Annotated in this window: 16 protein-coding genes; 10 read left to right on the top strand and 6 right to left on the bottom strand. The window is 71.7% G+C overall.

Going from position 1 to position 17195, the window contains the following annotated elements; all coding sequences use genetic code 11:
• Window positions 1–353: 353 nt before the first annotated feature.
• From CIB93_RS04870 to CIB93_RS04840, 7 genes are read left to right on the top strand one after another with little or no spacing between them, the layout of a single operon-like run.
• Window positions 354–1199 carry a hypothetical protein gene (locus CIB93_RS04870; RefSeq protein WP_143659990.1) on the top strand — a complete coding sequence of 282 codons (846 nt, stop codon included), beginning with the start codon at window positions 354–356 and terminating at the stop codon, window positions 1197–1199.
• Window positions 1196–2098: a hypothetical protein gene (locus CIB93_RS04865; protein ID WP_257002018.1), complete on the top strand. Its 903-nt coding sequence runs from the start codon at window positions 1196–1198 to the stop codon at window positions 2096–2098. The genes CIB93_RS04870 and CIB93_RS04865 overlap by 4 nt, the downstream gene beginning before the upstream one ends.
• Complete coding sequence (locus CIB93_RS04860) at window positions 2095–2985, top strand: hypothetical protein (protein WP_257002017.1); 891 nt, start codon at window positions 2095–2097, stop codon at window positions 2983–2985. The genes CIB93_RS04865 and CIB93_RS04860 overlap by 4 nt, the downstream gene beginning before the upstream one ends.
• A complete protein-coding gene (locus CIB93_RS04855) occupies window positions 2982–3782 on the top strand; it encodes an AP endonuclease (RefSeq protein ID WP_096624407.1) in 801 nt (266 codons plus the stop codon). Before CIB93_RS04860 ends, CIB93_RS04855 begins: the two co-directional genes overlap by 4 nt.
• A 38-nt stretch (window positions 3783–3820) precedes the next feature.
• Entirely contained in the window at window positions 3821–4858 is a 1038-nt protein-coding gene (locus CIB93_RS04850; protein WP_096624405.1) for a phosphotransferase enzyme family protein, read from the top strand.
• Window positions 4859–4917: 59 nt separating this feature from the next.
• Window positions 4918–7623, top strand: a complete 2706-nt coding sequence (locus CIB93_RS04845; RefSeq protein ID WP_257002016.1) for a Gfo/Idh/MocA family oxidoreductase — start codon at window positions 4918–4920, stop codon at window positions 7621–7623.
• 55 nt (window positions 7624–7678) lie between these two features.
• Window positions 7679–8890 carry a hypothetical protein gene (locus CIB93_RS04840; RefSeq protein ID WP_096624403.1) on the top strand — a complete coding sequence of 404 codons (1212 nt, stop codon included), beginning with the start codon at window positions 7679–7681 and terminating at the stop codon, window positions 8888–8890.
• A gap of 514 nt (window positions 8891–9404) precedes the next feature.
• Here the strand turns inward: CIB93_RS04840 and CIB93_RS04830 are convergent.
• Both CIB93_RS04830 and CIB93_RS04825 read right to left on the bottom strand, forming a co-directional pair.
• The gene (locus tag CIB93_RS04830) at window positions 9405–10031 is read right to left on the bottom strand and encodes a hypothetical protein (protein ID WP_096624399.1); all 627 of its coding nucleotides are present in this window, start codon (window positions 10029–10031) and stop codon (window positions 9405–9407) included.
• Between the two features lie 288 nt (window positions 10032–10319).
• The gene (locus CIB93_RS04825) at window positions 10320–11741 is read right to left on the bottom strand and encodes a hypothetical protein (protein ID WP_143659989.1); all 1422 of its coding nucleotides are present in this window, start codon (window positions 11739–11741) and stop codon (window positions 10320–10322) included.
• Window positions 11742–11962: 221 nt separating this feature from the next.
• Between CIB93_RS04825 and CIB93_RS37695 the strand changes: the two genes are divergently transcribed.
• The 3 genes from CIB93_RS37695 (at window position 11963) to CIB93_RS04815 (ending at window position 13536) form a co-directional block, all read left to right on the top strand.
• Window positions 11963–12133, top strand: coding sequence for a hypothetical protein (locus CIB93_RS37695; protein ID WP_179499970.1), 171 nt, complete (start codon window positions 11963–11965; stop codon window positions 12131–12133).
• Between the two features lie 65 nt (window positions 12134–12198).
• Window positions 12199–12372 carry a helix-turn-helix domain-containing protein gene (locus CIB93_RS04820; protein ID WP_257002031.1) on the top strand — a complete coding sequence of 58 codons (174 nt, stop codon included), beginning with the start codon at window positions 12199–12201 and terminating at the stop codon, window positions 12370–12372.
• A gap of 327 nt (window positions 12373–12699) precedes the next feature.
• Window positions 12700–13536, top strand: coding sequence for a TrmH family RNA methyltransferase (locus CIB93_RS04815; RefSeq protein ID WP_096624395.1), 837 nt, complete (start codon window positions 12700–12702; stop codon window positions 13534–13536).
• Window positions 13537–13543: 7 nt separating this feature from the next.
• Here CIB93_RS04815 and CIB93_RS04810 read toward each other — a convergent pair whose 3' ends face one another.
• From CIB93_RS04810 to CIB93_RS04795, 4 genes are read right to left on the bottom strand one after another with little or no spacing between them, the layout of a single operon-like run.
• On the bottom strand, window positions 13544–14545 hold the full coding sequence (locus CIB93_RS04810) for a glycosyl hydrolase (protein ID WP_096624393.1): 1002 nt from the start codon (window positions 14543–14545) through the stop codon (window positions 13544–13546).
• Window positions 14542–15396, bottom strand: coding sequence for a glycosyltransferase family 2 protein (locus CIB93_RS04805; RefSeq protein ID WP_179499969.1), 855 nt, complete (start codon window positions 15394–15396; stop codon window positions 14542–14544). The genes CIB93_RS04810 and CIB93_RS04805 overlap by 4 nt, the downstream gene beginning before the upstream one ends.
• Window positions 15393–16172, bottom strand: coding sequence for an HAD family hydrolase (locus CIB93_RS04800; RefSeq protein ID WP_096624391.1), 780 nt, complete (start codon window positions 16170–16172; stop codon window positions 15393–15395). Before CIB93_RS04800 ends, CIB93_RS04805 begins: the two co-directional genes overlap by 4 nt.
• Window positions 16169–17191, bottom strand: a complete 1023-nt coding sequence (locus tag CIB93_RS04795) for an NAD(P)-dependent oxidoreductase (RefSeq protein ID WP_096624389.1) — start codon at window positions 17189–17191, stop codon at window positions 16169–16171. The genes CIB93_RS04800 and CIB93_RS04795 overlap by 4 nt, the downstream gene beginning before the upstream one ends.
• Between the last annotated feature and the right edge of the window lie 4 nt (window positions 17192–17195).

The raw sequence follows: 17195 nt of genomic DNA, 5'->3' as shown, positions 1-17195 counted from the left end.
CCTGAAACGGGGGGCAGAGTGCGTTTCCGATTCTTTCGTGTCCGAGAAGGGGCGTATTGGTGGTCGTTGACGCTGCACTTGGCGATGCGGGCCCCGCTGGGGGCGTCTCGGCGCAGAGGGAGCGGATCGCTTTGGTCCTTGAGGGGTGGCGGTTACAGGTGGCATCACCCTCGCACGGTGCTCTTGGATCCGTCGTGGAGATGCTGGCTCCGGCGTGTTCCGTGGAGTCGTCGGGTGCGGGTGCGCAGTGGAGGCTCGAGGTCGAGCGAGGCGCAGGTGCTCCGCTGCTGGAGGCGGAGGATGCCTCTGGTCGCGGAGGGCTGGTTCTCGGGCTTCCGTACGGAGGTCGCCGCTTGGCAGTGGTCGGGCTGACGGACGGCGTGATGAGGCTGGTGGCGCGCTACCGGTCCGGGGCGCCGCCGGCTGAGATGGAGGTCGATGCCGTTGCGGGTGTGACTCGCCTGATGGTGTCGCCCGGTGACGTGGTGGGGCTGCGGTGGGCGGACTGGCTGGCCCGGGTCTTCTTCGCGTCGCGGCTGCTGACGTCGGGGTGGCGGATGCTCCACGCTTCGGCGGTTGCCGTGGAGGGGAAAGCTCTGGTGTTCCTGGCGGGGCGGTGTGGGGGGAAGTCCACGCTCGCCCACCGTGCGGTGCGGGAGCTGGGCGGCCGGTTCCTGGCCGACGATCTGGTTCTGATCGGCCCGGGCGGCATGGTGGTGGGCTGGCCGACTCGTGTCGCTGTGCCCGAGTCGCTGGTAGGGGGTGTCACCGGCGGGCGGCGTGATCGCTCGGTTGTGGCCGGGGTGGCGCGTGAGCGGGTCCTGTTCACTCCGGCCGAGCACCGTGCTGCCCTGGGGATCTCGTATTCGCCGCCCGTCCGGCTCGGTGCAGTGGTGGTCGTCGACGGTTCCGGTGCGGCCGGAGAGGGGGTTCGGGTGTGCGAGGCGGAAGCCGGCGTGCTGGAGCGGGCGGTGGCCGGGGCGGCGGACATCACGGATCAGATGGTGTACGTGAGTGATCCGCTGGGCCTGATGGGCGGAGCGCGGCTGGCGGACCAGTCGGCCGGGATGGGGCCTGTGGACGGGTTGTTGTCCGGCGTCCCCGCCACCGTGCTGCGGGTGGCGGTGGAACAGCTGCCGACGGCGCCGGTGTGGCGGGCCTTGGAGGGCGCTGTTCCCGCAGCCGGTCGAGGCCGGTGAACATCTCGATGGGACGGGTGTACGAGGTGGTGAGCGCCGGGCGCGGGCTTGAGGTGAGGGCGGACTCGGTGTTCGTCTCCCGGTGGGAGGAGATCGCGCCGCACCTGCCCGGTGTGCCCCGTGACGGCCTGCGGCCCGGCCCGGATACGTCGACGGACGCAGTGCGACTGCCCCAGGGGGCGCGGGTCGGCGATGTGCGCCGGCTGTTGAACGCCCATCTGCATCTGCTGCATCTCGCCCATGGAACGCTGTGCCTCCACGCCGTTGCCCTTCGGCATCCGGCCGACGGCCGGGTGGTGGTGCTGCTCGGCGGGCACGGAGCGGGCAAGACGCTGGTCGCGCTGGCGCTGTTCCTGCGCGGCTGGCGGGTGATGGCCGGGGACGTCACGCTCATGGACTGCTCGGCCCAGGGCCTGTCGCCTCGCGTGGTGGGCGGCACGGCGGCGTTCCTTGCCCGCCCCGGTCCGACGCGGCGTTGGTTCCCTGACCTCGTACCGTCGGTGGCCGGAGAGGATCGTGTGGACCTGAGCCGCGTGCCCGGGCTGTGGGAATCTCCGCTAACTGCGCCGGGTGCGGTGGCCGCGGCGGTGCTGGTCGATGTCGATGGTGATCCGGCGGCCGGTGAAGGGGCGGTCGGGGTGCTGGACGGTCACACGGCTGCCAACGTGTGGTGGCGGGCCAGCGGTCATCTGCTGGAGCGACTGCTCGACGACGCCCCGGTGGTGCTGCGCCTCCTGGAGGACGACGAGGCCGCTGTCCGGCGTCTGTCCCTGGTGCGAGCCCTGGCCCGCACGATTCCCCTCCATGCGGCGTGGGGGGCGCCTGAGCCGATAGCGGACCGGATCGAGCGCCTCGCCCACGCCGCCATGCCCGTACCGGTCACGGAGGTTTCTTCATGAGGGGGCAGGAAGGGGTGCGCCGGTACGCGGGAGCCCGGGTGCGCGTCGGTCGCGGCCAGGCGCGGCTGCTGCCGGCGGTAGGTCCCGGGCCGGGCATGGTGGCGGGGCAGTTCAGCGTCCTCAGCCCGGGAACCGAGCGCCGGCATCTGGCCGGCGCGGACCGCGAGGCCGGATATATGACGCTCGGGCGTACGGACGAGGCCGCGGGATGGCTGGTGGCCCCGGTACCGCACGGAGCCGCCTTCGACCCGGCGTGTCCGGGTGCCGTCACGGCCCCCGCGGGTACGCCGCCGAGCCTTGCCGCACTGGCCCGGTTTGGGCAGATGGCCTGCCTGGGCCTGGACCGCGTACCGGCTGTCGCCGTGAACGGCGCCCTTGTCGTCGGCTCCGGCCCGGTCGCTTTGGGCTGCGTACTGGAACTGCACCGCCGCGGCGCCACCAGGATCCGGGTGGTGACCTCGCGCAGCAAGGCGCCCATCGGCCGGGCCCCCGGGGTCACGTGCGAGCCGCCGGACACGGCAGGGCGAGGCCACCTGGTCATCGACACGACCGGCGATGCCCGGCGCGCGGCCGCCCTGACCGCACCCGGCGGAGTCCTCGGACTGCTGGGCACACCCAAGGCCGGCGACGCGCTCGGGGCGCTGGAGGTGCACCGGGGCGGGTGGACGGTGGTGGGCATGCACGAACTTGCGCCCGCGGCCCCCGGCGCCTACCAGGCGGCTTACACCACCGTGGCGTCCTGGCTGGTCGAGCATCTCGATCCGGCCCTGGTAGGCCCGTGGTGCCGGACGGTTCCCGGAGTGTGCGCGCCGGAACTGTTCGCTGTGCTGGACGCGCCCAGCCGCCCGGCCGAGCCCGTCGTGCTGCTGGACTGGAGGACCTCGTGACAGAGATCGGCGTCGGCCTCTACAGCATCGGTGTGCGCGGCCTCGGGGTGCCCGAACTGCTGGAGTGGACGGCGTCCCAGGGGATTCCGTTCGTGCATCTGCGGGGCGGGCCGCGCGGATACGACCTGGCCCGGCAGGAGCGGGCGACCCTGAAGTCCTGGCGCGAGTGCGCACGGCAGTTCTCGCCGGTCACCGGTGTGACCGCGGATCTGGACCTGGCCGACCTGTTCGCCGCCGACGAGAGCGCCTGGGACCGCGCCCGGGTGGAGCTGGAGCAGCTCGCTGTCGCCGCGGCGGTGCTGGGCGCCGGATGGGTGCGGCTGCTGGGCCGCACCGTGCCGCGGGGCCAGTTGTTTCAGGCCATGTACGGTGGCGGGCTGCCGGAGGTCGAACTCCCGCTGCTGGTCGAGCTCCACGATCCCGGCTGGCTCGAGCCCGCCGCGCTGGACGCTCTGGAGGTGCTGCTGGAGCGATGGCCCCGCCTGCGGCTGCTGGCCGATACCGCGCAACTGGCCGCTGCCGTACCGTCCGCAGGCCAAGGCGCGGACGAGGCGCTGCATCGGCTGCTCGCGTTCGCCCGGGTCGTGCATCTGTCCGACGACGGCTCCGGCCTTCACACGGCGGGCCACAGGATGGTCGCGGCGCAGGCCGCGCGACAGATCGCGGGCGGGCGGGACATCGAGGTCGCCGTGGAGTGGACCGGCCGGCCCCGCACGACACGGGCGTGCCTGGAGCGGTACCGGTCCGCCTGCCGGTGGTGGGCCGAATATGGTTCCACCACTCCGGCGAGGCCATAGAGTGTCCCCCTTGTCACGACAGGTCACAAGGAGGGGTCGTGTTGGACCCGGACGCACACGCTGATCTCGCCTCGGTCCTCGCGGGCGCCTACGCCTTGCCTGCCGTGGCCCTTGAGCGGCTGCCGATCGGCCAGGTCACCGTCAACTACCGCGCCCAGGCCGGGGATGAGGTGCTGTTCGTCAAGCAGTACCAGGACGGCGCGGACCTGGCGGCCGAGCAGGAGGCGGTCGACCAGGCCGCCCTGGCCGGCACGCACCAGGTGCCGGTCGCCAGGGTGCGGCGCTCGACCGACGGGCGCAGCATCGTCCAGCAGGACCGAGTCGCGGTCTCCGTGTGGGAGTGGGTGTCCGGCACGGTCGTCGACGACGGGCTGAGCCCCGCCCAGCAGCGTGCCGCCGGCGCGGCGCTGGGCCGCATCCATGTGGCGTTCGCCGATCACCCGGCCGGGGAGCGGCCGTCGTCGAAGCTCGACAAGTGGATGCACCCGGACATCGACAAGCTGGAAGCCACCACCGTCAAGCTGCTGGGCATCGCCGGTGAGCGCGCCCAGCGCGACGCCTTCGACGAGGAGGCGCTTCGGACCCTGGCCGAGCGTCGCGCGGTCCTGCACCGCATCCCCGAGCTCCTGGCCGGCCTTCCCCAGCTGACCTGCCAGGTCCTGCACGGCGACTACTCCGCGGTCAACCTGCTGTTCGACGGGGACACCTTGGCGGCCGTGCTGGACTTCCTTCCCCCGGACCCGTTCCTGGTCGCCTACGAACTGGGCCGCATCGCCTTCGACCCGCGCACCGTCGTCCTCAACGACGACTGGATCACCGCCGGCGTGAACCTCGTGGCCGCCTACCTGGACACCAACCCTCACCTGCCAGCCGCCGACGTCACCGCGTGCGCCCGCGTGGCGCTGCTGCAGCTGATGACCAGCCTGTACGGGGTCAAGCAGCACTACCTCAAGCCAGGTCTGCTCCAGGACGACCTGGACCAGTTCTGGCTGCTGCGGCACGCGGCCGCCCAACGGCTGCTGGAGAACCTGGCCGACGTCGAAACCGAACTCGCCCAGGTGTCCCGCAGCCGCTGACGGCTCTCGACCGGCGCCACAGGGACGGGGAGGGTGTGATGTCCATGACAGTCTTACCAGTGGCTGAGGGTGACTGGACGGTCCTGCGCGGGCCGGTCGGCTCCGACGAGGTGATCGCCACCGCGACCGCGGTCGCCGGACGCCATCAGCTCCAGTGCGACCAGGCGGGCCCCGGCACGATCCACCTCACCAACCCCGACTCGGGCCCTCTGGTGACGGTGCGGTGGAAGACGCTGCCGCCCCAGGCGCCGCGCACGCTGGGCTTTCAGATCCCTGCTCCGGCCGCCGTGGACATCCTGATCGATCCCGCCCCCGGCGCCGGCCGGCTCGCCGCCGAACTCCATGACGCCCTGTCCGCGCGCGCCCTGCCCTACACCGACAGCGAGCTGGACGGCATCCGCGCCGCCATGCCGCTGCTGGAGCGCTACAGCACTACTCCGCAGCAGGCGTTCGACGGCTGGGCGTTGCTCTTCCGCGACCACTACCTGGAACACAGCACCGGCTTCGTCCTGGCGATGGAACGGGCCGGCATCCCCGCCGAGTGGATCTTCACCCTGGACAAAGGGGACCGCACCTGGAACAGGCAGCGGGTCCATGCCACCTTCCTGGCGCGCGGCTACCGCAGCGACGTCCTGGACAACAGCGCCGTCAACGACCCGGCCGCGCACCACACCGACCTCGCCCGGGTCCAAGCCGAAGTCGACGCGTTCCTCGACGCCGCCCACACGGCGCGCCGACGGGTCCTGGTCGTCGACGACGGAGGCCTGCTCGCCCGCGGCTACGGCGCGGCCGGCGCCCCGCGCCGTGTGGATGCCGCACTCGAGCTGACCGTCAGCGGCATCAAGCGCATTGCCGCAGCCGGCCCCTTGGCCATCCCCGTCCTCAACCTGGCCCGCTCCCAGGTCAAGACCCGCCTCGGCTACCGCGAGATCGCCGACTCGTGTCTGCGCCGCCTGCGCGCCCTGCTGACGGACCGCAAGATGATCGGCCGCCAGGTCCTCCTGCTCGGCTACGGCACGCTCGGCTCCCGGCTCGCCGCCCAGCTGCGGGCGCTGGGGTGCCGCGTCGATGTCGTCGACACCGACCTGCCGGCCCTCATCGACGCCACCGAGGACGGCTTCACCACCTACCGCACCGCCGCTGACGCTCTGGCCTCCACCACACCGTTCCTCGTCATCGGCACCTCCGGCGAACTCGCCCTCACCCCGGACGACCTTCCTCATCTGCCCGACGGCGCGCTGCTCGCCCCGTTCGCCACCCGGGACTTCTCCGCCCTGACCGAAGGCCCCCACCGCGCCCGCGCGACCGACATCCCCGGCGTCGGTATGCGCTTCGACCTCCCGGACGGACAGGCCGTCACCCTGCTGGGCAACGGCCGTTCCATGAACCTCTTCGAGGCCGACTCCATCCCCAACCAGGGCTACGACGCCTACCGCGCCGGCACCCTCATCGCCGCCGCAGCGCTGTGCGCCGACCCCGGCCGCGTTCCTCCCGGACTGCACACCGCCCCCGCCGACACGGCCATCGCAGCCGCCGGACTCTGGGAGGCGTACTACGACCTGTACGCCGCGCCGAGACCCGCGCCCCGCCAGCCCACCACCGTCCCCGCCCCTCGCCCGGCGAAACCGGCCGCCGTAACCGGACTGCGGCGCGCCGCGGTCGTCGGCTACGGCGTCGCCGGCCGGCTGCACACCGCAATCCTCACCGACCTCGGCGCCACCCCGGCCGTCATCGACCCCAAGCACCAAGACCTGCCCGCAGCCGTGCGCACCTTCCCCCACGAGGTCGGCGAGCTGTCCCCGGCTGTCGCCGCGGGTATCGACCTGTGGTCGATCTGCTGCCCCACCGCCGAACACCTTCCCGTACTGCGCGCGGTGCTCGCCCACAACCCGGCCGCCCGAGTCCTGATGGAGAAACCGGCCTGCCGCGGGCACGAGATCGACGCCTTCACCCGCCTGCTGGCCGAGCACCCGGACGCGCGGATCGTCGTCAACGACCAGTACCGGCACTCCACCACCCTGCCCGCGTTCACCGACCTCATCGCCACGCTCGAGCCCGACGCGCCCATCCAGAAGGTGTCGGTGCTCTTCACCAAGGACCGCCGCCCCGACAGCACCTCGGGCCGCTTCATCGACCGCGACTACGGCGTCCTCGGCTACGAGTGGCTCCATATGCTCGCCGTGGTGCGCGGCATCCTGCCCACGCCCGCGTGGGAGAACTACCTCGCCTCCGACCCGGCCACCACCACGACCGCACCGACGTACGACCCGGGCCTTTTCGTCGCCGCCCTGACCGAACGCACCCACCTGCCCCAGCCCGGCACCGGGACGGGGCTCCAGTTGGAGCTCACCTCCTCCATCCTGGGCCCGGGCCAGGCCGAGGACACCGCGCCCGCGCCCCGACCGCCCTGGCGCCAGGGACTGCGTGCCGCCGACGACCGCTACCGGCACGTCACCGTCCACGCGGGACGGACCCGGTTCACCCTGCACCTCGAACCCGTCACCGCGCCCGGCGGCTGGCAGTTGGAACGCAACCACCACCGCCTCACCGCCGTACGCGACGGCGCCCTCCTGCACGACGAAGTCCTCACCGACTCCCCGCTGGACACCTCCGTCCGCCATGCCGCCACGGTCCTGTTCGACGACACACCTCTGCCGCCGCCCGACCTCGCCCCCTTGCGGCACATCGCCCGGCTGGCCGACGTCCTGCGTGAGAGGGCACCGCGCACCCACCGCCCACAGGCCGAGTCCCCGACAAGCGCGTAGCCACGCGTCCCTCACCCCGGCCCTGCGGGGCCGGCCCACCGGAAGGGCTCCGCTCATGACGCACACCCTCACGCTCGCGGCAGGCCGACGAACCGTCAGGGTCCGTTCCAACAGTGCTTCCGTCACCGACTGGGCAGCCCGGTACTTCGGTCCCTACTGGCGGGCAAGCCCCTCAACCAGCGCCGAGGGGCCGACGGTCACCGCCACCGACGCAGACCACCAGGCGCCCGCCCCCCTCGCTCACTCCCAGCACGCCGTCTTCGCCCGTGAAAGCATCGGCTACACCCGCCACCCCGACGGCACCGTGACCGCGCAGACCCTGTCCGACCCGGCACTCGGCTACCACTACAACCCCGCAGAGCAGCACCTTGCGATCACCAGCCGTGAGGACCTGACAGCCTCCTCCCGCCCCGGTCGGCCGACACGGCTGGCCACCGCGACCACCCGCTTCGCTCGCGAGATGATGCGGGCCCAGCTCATCGCCGACGGATGGGTCCTGCTCCACGCCTCCGCCGTCACCTTCCCGGGCGGGCGGACGCTCCTGGCACTCGGCGACTCCGGCGCGGGCAAGACCACCACCGCTCTCACCCTGGCCACCCAGGGCACCGCACTGCTGGCCAACGACTGCTGCTTCGCCCGCCCCCAACCCGACGGCACGCTCCGACTTCTGCCGTGGCCCTCCGCGGCCGCCATCGGCCTCGGACTCCTCAAGGCCCTCTCCCTCTCCACCGCAGCCGGTCATCACCTACGGACCGGTGAACCACCCCACCCCACCCAGGACCAGCGCGTCACGGACGCCCTCGTCAACGGACAGGTCACGCCTCTGAGATCCGAGTCCGGGCGGGAGCTCAAGGCGCACATCTGGCCCGAACAACTCACGCGGTGGCTCGGCCTGCCCCTTGCTACCTCCGGAACCGCGACGGCCGTCCTCCTCCCCCGCATCACCCCGTCCCTCACGGCTCCGGCCGGCATCGACACCAGCCGCGACGCACACGTCACAGCCGAAGTCTTCGTCGCCTCTGACACAGAGCGGTACCCCGACCTGTTCGGCTTCCATAACGGCAGCAACGCCGGCATGCCCAACGCCCAGTCCGCGGTCCTTCAATACCTGAACCGGCTGCCACGACACGCAGTACGCCTGGGCCACAACCACGAGGCGAACAGGGAGTTCCTCACCACGCTCTCCGCGCCGTTCGTCGCGCCGACACTCGACGGAGGGGCAACATCATCTCCGGCATGGGCAACAAAGGGCAGTCCGGGCGAGTAAGAGCGGTCTCACCCAAGGGGAGCCGCGCTAGGCGCAGCTTCACCACCCACCACGCCCCCGCGTGTCCTACTCGTACGCCACCGGTCCGTCACTCCGCAGGAGTCCGCCGATGAGCTCTGCCCCGACCACCGGCTTCTCCGCCGTCGCTCTGGAACCCTCCCCTGAGCTCCAGCCCGGTGACGACCTGGCGGGCACAATCACCGCCGTTCCCACCCGCACCAGCACCGGGCCGAAGGACGCAGACGTCGTGGTAGTGCCTTCCAAGGTCGTGTCGAGAAGCGGTACGTCGACCTGGCCAGCATCATCCCGGGCTCCGAAGCCGTCCAACTGCCCGCCAGGACAGGCATCGTCCATCTCGTCCTGGACCACTCCACCGACTACTCTCTGGGCACGGAACGCGGACCGATAATCGCCCGGCACACGCTCGGCTACCAGGTCACCTCGGCTGGGGTCGACAGCACTGGCACTCGACCGGCACAGACGCGTGTCGGTGGAACTAATGAGGCGACGCCACTCAGCCAGTCAGGGGCGGGCGAGTCAACCACCGCTTGATCAGCACGCCGGGCATCCTGACCGGCTCGTAGGGCGCGATGGACTCGGCGATGACCTCGGCCAGCTCGTCGACAGTCTGCACGGTGTGCCCAGGCGGGGTGATCCAGATCCGGGGTTCCGCGTCCGGGCCGTCCTGGTTGGGGATCAGCTGCGCGTATAGGTGCTGGTGTCCGCTCGGGTCCTGCTCGTAGCCCCAGGTGCTGTACTTCTCCCAGCCGGGGAGCCAGAACGGGTGCGGGCCGCCGCGGGTCAGGTCGGGCTCAGCGGGCCGCGGCTTGGGCGGGCGGGTGTACGACGGCCCGTAGACGATTTCCCACAGGCCGTCGGAGTGCTCCAGGACGTCCATCTTCACGTGCTGCTTCAAGGCGCGCAGCTGCTCGCGGAACTCCTCCGGGTCGAGCCCGGCCCGGACGGCGAGCGCGGGGAGGTCAGAGTTCTGAAGGTGCACGCCCATGATGTCGGGGATGTCGTCGGGACGGCGGGGGTCCCCTGGTGCGTCCGTGCGCTCGGCCAGCACCTGCAGAACGGTACGGACGGTCGCGTCGGTGATGCCGAGACTGTTCACGTACGCAGTGGCGTGCCTGCTCATCCTGCTGGTCCTCCCCAAGTCGGGGCCGTGGCGGCCGGAGACGTGTTGATCACGCTACCGCTGAGCAGCCGGCATCGTGGCGTGATGGATCAGATGGCCGGATCACGGCCGTCCGGCGGGGCATCGTCCACCGCTCTACTCGATCAAGGCGAGCGCGTCGAATCCGGTGTTCTGCAGGGTCCCCGCTTGTATGTGCGAGCGGATCATCGGGGTCGACGCGCGGTGCCGCCGGAGACGGCTGCTCCGGCGGGCCGGGACGGTTGTGCCTGCCCACCCGGTCAGAGCCGGTCAGCGGCCGGGTCGCATGGAGACGACGATGTCTTTGTCCGTGTTGCGGGTGATGAAGAGGCCGGAGTCGTCCGGTGTGGTCAGGTAGGGGAGCTCGGTGCCGACGCTGAGCACCTTCGGGTCCCCGGTGACGGTCCTCAGGTTGAGCTGGGCGGGGACGGGTTCGGTGTCGCTGCCGATGGAGTCGTCGCGCACGGCGCCGTAGGCGGTGCCGTCGTCGCGGATGGATGCCAGGACGATGGTCTTGCGGTTCCCGTCGCCCTGGAGGCAGATGCCCCGCTTGGTCTGCAGGTCGAAGGCGAGGGGACCTGCGGCGAGGTAGCGTCCGTCGGGTGAGGTGATGACGGGGTAGTCGCGGCTGGCGCTGGTTTCGTCGGGGATGTCGTAGTCGCAGACGACCTGGGCGGTGAGCGTGCCGGTGCGCAGATCGTGCACGGACCACACGGCGTTGTCGTCACGGCCGTACCTGCCGCCGGTGTTCCAGCCGGCCAGGACGTACCCGTGGGCGGCTGCGTAGACGGTGCCGTTCCAGGAGTCGAGGATGCCGGTGGTGGCGTTGACCTGCTTGGGCTTGATGGAGTCGCTGAACCACTTCCCCGGGATGCCGAAGCCCCCGCCGCCCATGCCGACCAGCGGCCCGTCGCTGGTGGCGGCCATGACGCGGCTGCTGTTGCAGGCGGCCGCCTTCTCGCACTGCGGCAGGAGCTTGTTGGCGTCCTCGTAGACGGTGATCTTGCCCGTGGCGGCATCCACCGTGGCCGACGAGCGGGGGAACGAGCCAGTTTCTCCCCAGGCCACGAGCAGCCGGCCGCCCGATGCCTGCACGCGGATCCTCCCGGGGCCGGCGGAGACGGGCACGTCGATCTCCTTTACCGGCTTGGCCGAGGACCCGGACGCATCCGCCGGGTAGAGGGCCAGGCGTACCACCTCGACGCCCTCGTGGAGATCGTCCCTGCCGCGCATCCCATGCGCGTACGCCACGACGTAGCGCTGGCCGTCCTGCTCGAAGCCCATCACGTCGGGAATCTCGATGGCGCCGTCGGTCGAGCTATCGCCCTGGGCACCCTCGACGGGCGTGGGCGGGTTCCACGGTGCGGACCGCCAGACGACCTTGCCGCTGCTCCCCGACCGCGCGGTGACCGTGTAGCCGTTGGACGCCGCCTGCATCACCGCGACCGTCTGCGTGCCCGGAACGGTCGTCACCGGCAGCGTCGTCACCGACTGCGAAACCCAACCCAGCTTCTCGTCCCAGCCCTTCGCCGCGTCGTAGGCCGCCGGCACGCTCAGCTTGGTCAGTGGCTCCGCGCGATCCAGCGGCCCCGTGCCGCCAGACTTGGCCGAATCGGCATCCGGCCCGGAGCCCGAACAGCCCGTCAACACCGTCAGCACCAGTGCCCCGGCCACCGCCGCACGCGCTCGCATGATCCCCCGCCCTCGTGATTGCCATGACCTGAACAGCTCCGAACCCTAACAACGCACCCCGGACCCCTTCGTCCACCAGGTCCGCGATCAAGCCACCGCCTGCGACATCGCCCGACGAGCACCCACAGGACGGGCAAGACGAGAGGCGGCAGGCACGCGTCTGGCCCCGGCCTCCGGCCGGGCGTGACTATCCTCAGCCCGGTGAGGGGGAACATCAGCTCGTGATCTATGCAAGCCACCGCGTCAAGGGCGCCCCGGTGCTGGGCGCCCTCCCCGGACAGGAAGGCCCCTTCGGCCGCCGACCCGCCCCGGGCGAGGACGAAGACTCGTTGAGGGACCTCGAGGAGCGGGCCGCTGACGTGCCCGCTCCCCGGGCCCGGAGCGAGCGGTGACCCTATGGCGGCAGGTGTTGGCCGCACTGAGTGACGACACCCTCGACGACGCGACACGTGAGGCGATCGTGGCCCCCGCGGTGCCGCCCAGCTCGCCGTCCGCCGTGCGCCCGAGGGCCAGCATCCGGGCGCTGGCCGAGGAGACAAGCCGCTCGTACGGTGGCGTGCACCGCCTGCTCGACGGCGCAGGAACCACGTTCCGCTCGCGCAGCGGCGTCCCGCGCCGTCCCGAGTCCTGACGTTCCCGCCACCTCGGGTTCCTCCGCAGGGGGCCGAGCATGGTCGCCAGGTCCCACCTGGGAAGAGGACGGTGCTCTCGGTCGGCGTTGCCTGGCCGGGGAGCCGAGGCCGACACGAGGACGGGTGCAGGGGCACGGTCCCGTACGGGCGCGACTCGACCTGATCTGGGCAGCCCGACCGGTGATTCCCGTACTCACCGCAGCGCCCGTGGCGCCGGTCGTGAGCCCGTATGCGTGGTTGTGCCGGTGTAAAGTTCCGAGCTGCGCTGGTGCGGACTCCGCCGTGGTCGGAACGCATCGAAGTAGTCGGCTCATCTTGGAGGACAGGTGCCAGCGATCCAGCGGATCACCTCCCGCAACGCGAAGTTCCAGCAGTGGGAAGCGCTGCTCACCAACCGGAAGAAGCGCAACCAGCTCGGTGAGTTCCTGGTCCAGGGGGTTCGGCCGATCTCGCTGGCCGTGGAGTACGGCTGGCCGATCAACGCGCTGCTCTACGACGACCGGCGGAAGCTGTCGGGCTGGGCGCAGGAGCTGTTGCGGACGACGCGGGCCGAGCGGATCGTAATGGCGCCGGGGCTGCTGGCGGAGCTGGGCGAGAAGGCCGAGGGCGCGCCCGAGGTGATCGCGGTTGTCGGCATGCCGGCGGACGACCTGGGCCGGATCGAGGTTGGACCGGACTTCCTCGGTGTCCTCTTCGACCGGCCGACCACGCCGGGCAACATCGGGAGCATCATCCGGTCGGCGGACGCCTTCGGCGCGCACGGGATGATCGTTTCGGGTCACGCCGCCGACGTCTACGACCCGAAGGCCGTGCGGGCGACCACGGGCAGCCTGTTCTCGCTGCCGTCGGTCCGGGTGCCGGGGCCGAACGAGGTGATGGCCTGGGTGGAGCAGCAGCGTGCCGCCGGTCACCCGCTGGTTCTGGTGGGCACGGACGAGAAGGGCGACGCCGACGTCTTCGACTTCGACCTGACCCAGCCGGTGCTGCTGCTGGTGGGCAACGAGACGACCGGGCTGTCCAGCACTTGGCGGGAGCTGTGCGACTTCACGGTGAGCATCCCGATGACGGGGGCCGCCAGCTCGCTGAACGCGGCGAACGCCGCGACCGCGGTCCTGTACGAGGCTTCCCGGCAGCGGATCGCGGCCGGGAAGCGTTCGCGTTGATCTCGTGTCAGGTCCAGGTGCCGCCCTCGGCGGCGCGGCGGTAGACCTCCAGGTACTTCGCGGCGATCACGTGGTGGCCCCAGTGCTCGATGGCGGCGGCGCGGAGGTGCTCCGGGGCCGGGAGGCCGGCCAGGATCTTGGCGGCCTCCTCCCCGGTGGGCGTCTGCTCGACCGGTAGGGCGATGCCGACGTGCGGGGCGATCTCGCCCAAGCATCCGTTATCGGTGGCGATGGCCGGGGTGCCGCTGACGGCCGCCTCCGCGACGACGGTGGCCCCGGGCTCGATCCACTCGCCTCCGAAGGGGCCGCCGAAGGGCTGGGAGAGGACGAGCAGAGCACGGGCGGCGGCGAGCAGGCCGGTGCGGTGGCTGCCTCCGACCTCTCCGATGTACTCGACGGTGTCTGGGTAGTCGGTGAGGATGCCGTGCAGGTAGTCCGGCTCCCAGGCCGGCCCGGCGAGTTTCAGCGGGAGGCCGGCGGCCTGGGCGAAGGCTGCCGCGTCCCGCGCGCCCTTGTGGACCGAGACCCGGCCGAGGAACAGCAGGAAGCCGTCCTTCTTCTCGCGGTAGGTGTAGCGGTCGGGGTTGACCGGCAGCCGGATGATCGGCGCGTCCGTGGACCCGGCGGCTCGGCGCTGGGCGTGGGAGAGGTAGACGCCGTTCCCTCGGTGCTTGGGCACTCCGTTGAGGTGGTGGGTGCGTACGGCGGGCCAGTCGGGCTCGGCGGGCAGGAGCTGGCCGTTGGTGTGGTCGTGCACCACGTCCGGGCCGAACGCGCTCAGCGCGGCCCGAGTGGCGTCGATGGTGGTGGCGTCGGAGACGGTCAGGCCCGGCCGGACGCTGCTGCCGGGGGCACCGACGAGGAGGATCTCGCACCCAGCGGCAAGCAGTCCGTCGATGAGGGTGGCGACCACCCACTGGATACCGCCGTAGCCCTGCGGCGGGACGGTGATCCACTGGGTGGTGTCCTGCCCGTACCGGTGGGGCGGGTTGAGCATGGCGATCTTCACGGGCGCCTCCGGGCCTGCTCGAGGAGTTCGCGACCGATGCCGGTCAGCACCGCGGCGATGTAGAGGACGGCGAGCACGGCGGGTCGCGCGCCGGGGCCGCCGGAGCGGTTGCGTCTCCACTCCTTGTGCAGGCCGCTGCCGGCGGTGCGGCGGCGGACTTCGCTGCGGCCCTGCCAGTAGGCCCGGCGCAGGAGGTAGCCAGGGCGGAGCCGGTGGGCGGGGATCAGGTGGCGGACCTGCCTGTCGTGGAGGACCGCGGTGGTCGCGCCGAGGGCGGCGAGCCGGCGCACGAGCGTGGTGTCCTCGGCGGAGGCCAGGTTGGTGCCGACGCGGCCCAGACGGCTGTCGAAGTCGATGCCGAGCAGGCGGGCGTGGTCGCGGTCGAGGGCGAAACACCCGCCCCAGATGCTGGCGGGCAGGTCCGGGTGGTGGGAGCCGAGGTAGTGCAACTGCCCGGCGGTGAGCCACCACGGGGTGCGGCGACCTTGGAGGTCGGCGGTGATCCGGGTACCGGCCACGTGCGCGCCGCCGGTCAGGGCGGTGCGCAGGTCCTCCATCGCGTCGGTGGTGGGGACGATGTCGTCGTCCACGAACACGACGTGCCGGGTGGGGGCCTCCTTCAAGGCGAGGTTGCGACTGTAGGACAGACCGATGGTGGCCCCGTTGAAGAAGACGGTTCGTCGCCGGTCGGCGGGCTCGGCGAGCCGCCGCTGGGTGGCGGCGTCCGCGGCGGTGTCCACGATGACCACGAGGTGGTCGTCCGCGCCGAGGACGCCGGAGAGCCGGTCGAGGGCGGACAGGAGCAGGCCCGGCCGGTTGCTGCACAGCGCAACGGTGAGGGGGACGCTCACCGGACCACCTCCGTACGGCGCCGGGCCGGGGCGCGGTCGGTGAGCCGGGTGGCCAGGTCGGCGAGGTCGACGGCGTGCAGGCTGTGGTCGGCGGCGGCGGGGTGGCGGCGGACCTCCAGGCGTTCGGCCCGCACCTTCTCGTACGCGACGAGCAGAGCCGGATCGACTCCGGACGGGGCGTTCCAGCCGGTGGGCGGGGTGACGAGCGCGGTGTGGGCGCCCAGGCACTGGGCGGGGGCGGCGTCGTGGTCGGGCCGGTCGCCGACCATCAGAGTGGTGGCCGGGTTCCAGCCGAGCTGCTCGATGGCCCAGCCGAGGAGGCCGGGGTCCGGCTTGGCGATGCCCACGGTGGTGTCGAGGGCGATGAGGGCCAGGTGCTCGGTGGCTCCGCTGGCGCGCAGGACCTCCTCGCACTCGGGGGGCTGGTTGGCGACCACGCACACCGGACGGTGCTCGGCGAGGGTGGCGAGCGCGGCGTGGGCGCCGGGTACCAGCTGCGCGAGGTCGGCCCAGCGGCGGCGGACGCTGGTCCAGGCGTGCGCGCCGGCCGGGCTGTAGAGGCCGGGGCTGGCGGTGGCGCTGGCCCGCTGGAGGTAGAAGCGGCGCATCTCGGCGGTGAACCGCTCGATGGTCAGGGTGGGGTCGGCTTCGCCGGCCAGCTCCAGCACGGCTTGGAGCCAGGCGAGTTCGAACGGCTCGTCGTAGTAGAGGACGCCGCCGACGTCGGTGGCGATGGTCTCGACGGCGGGGGCGGTGGTCTTGGCGGGCTTGGTCACGGGGTGTCCGTCCGGGAGGTGGCGGTGGCGTACCACTCGGGGTGGGTGGCGGGGGCGGTTTCGAGGGCGAGGGTGGAGTGGGGCCGGACGGGGCCGTGGGCCTTGGCCCAGGCGGCGGTGGCGGCGAGGCCGTCGGCCAGCGGGGTGTCCTTCCAGCCTCCGAGCAGCATCCGGGCGAGTTCGCTGCTGGTGTAGGCGGCGTGGACCTCCTCGCGAGTGTCCAGGTGGCGGATCGGGTGATCGGGCACGCCCATCGCCTCGCGCACCGCGTGGGCCATCTCCAGCACGGTGCAGGGCTGCTGGCTGCCGACGTTGATCACCCGGTTCCAGTGCCGGGGGGTCTCGGCGGCGTCAAGGAAGCACCCGACGATGTCGTGGACGTAGGTGAAGGCGCGCTGCTGGCTGCCGTCGCCGTACACGGTGATCGGCTCGCCGCGCATGATCTGGTTGAGGAAGATCGCCACCGCGTTACGCAGAGGGTCGCCGAGGTTCTGCCGCTCGCCGTAGACGTTGTGCATCCGCAGCGCGGTGAACGGCAGGCCCTGCATCTGCGCGGTGATGGCGAGTTCGCGTTCGATGGTGAGCTTGGCGTTGCCGTAGCTGTCGACGGGCTGCGGGTGGTCGTCCTCGCACATGGGGACGCGGCCGGTGCCGTAGACGGCTACGGAGGAGGCGTAGGAGAAGTACCGGACGCGGGTGCGCAGGGCGGCGTTGATCAGGTGGGTGCTGCCGAGGACGTTGACCTCGTAGTTGTGGGCCTTGACGGCGTGGCTGATGCCCTCGGCGGCGAACGCGGCCAGGTGGAAGACGCTGTGGAAGGCGTGCGAGGCGAACAGGTCATCCACCACGGTGCGGTCGGCGATCGAGCCGGTGACGAGCCTCGCGCCGACGGGGATGTTCTCCTTCTTGCCGCCGTCGAGGTTGTCCAGGACGACGACCTCGTGTCCGGCGGCCAGGAGGCGGTCGGCGAGGTGGGAGCCGATGAACCCGGCTCCGCCGGTCACCAGGTGAAGGGCCATGCTG

The organism is Streptomyces sp. WZ.A104, assembly GCF_002382885.1.
In the GTDB taxonomy this organism is placed as follows: Bacteria; Actinomycetota; Actinomycetes; order Streptomycetales; family Streptomycetaceae; genus Streptomyces.
This window is presented reverse-complemented; position numbering and strand designations above follow the sequence as displayed.

Bases quoted from the DNA above. Each gene is read 5' to 3' on its own strand.
- CIB93_RS04840 (WP_096624403.1), top strand. From the start codon at position 7,679: ATGACGCACACCCTCACGCTCGCGGCAGGCCGACGAACCGTCAGGGTC.
- CIB93_RS04795 (WP_096624389.1), bottom strand. From the start codon at position 17,191: ATGGCCCTTCACCTGGTGACCGGCGGAGCCGGGTTCATCGGCTCCCAC.
- CIB93_RS04860 (WP_257002017.1), top strand. From the start codon at position 2,095: ATGAGGGGGCAGGAAGGGGTGCGCCGGTACGCGGGAGCCCGGGTGCGC.
- CIB93_RS04830 (WP_096624399.1), bottom strand. From the start codon at position 10,031: ATGAGCAGGCACGCCACTGCGTACGTGAACAGTCTCGGCATCACCGAC.
- CIB93_RS04825 (WP_143659989.1), bottom strand. From the start codon at position 11,741: ATGCGAGCGCGTGCGGCGGTGGCCGGGGCACTGGTGCTGACGGTGTTG.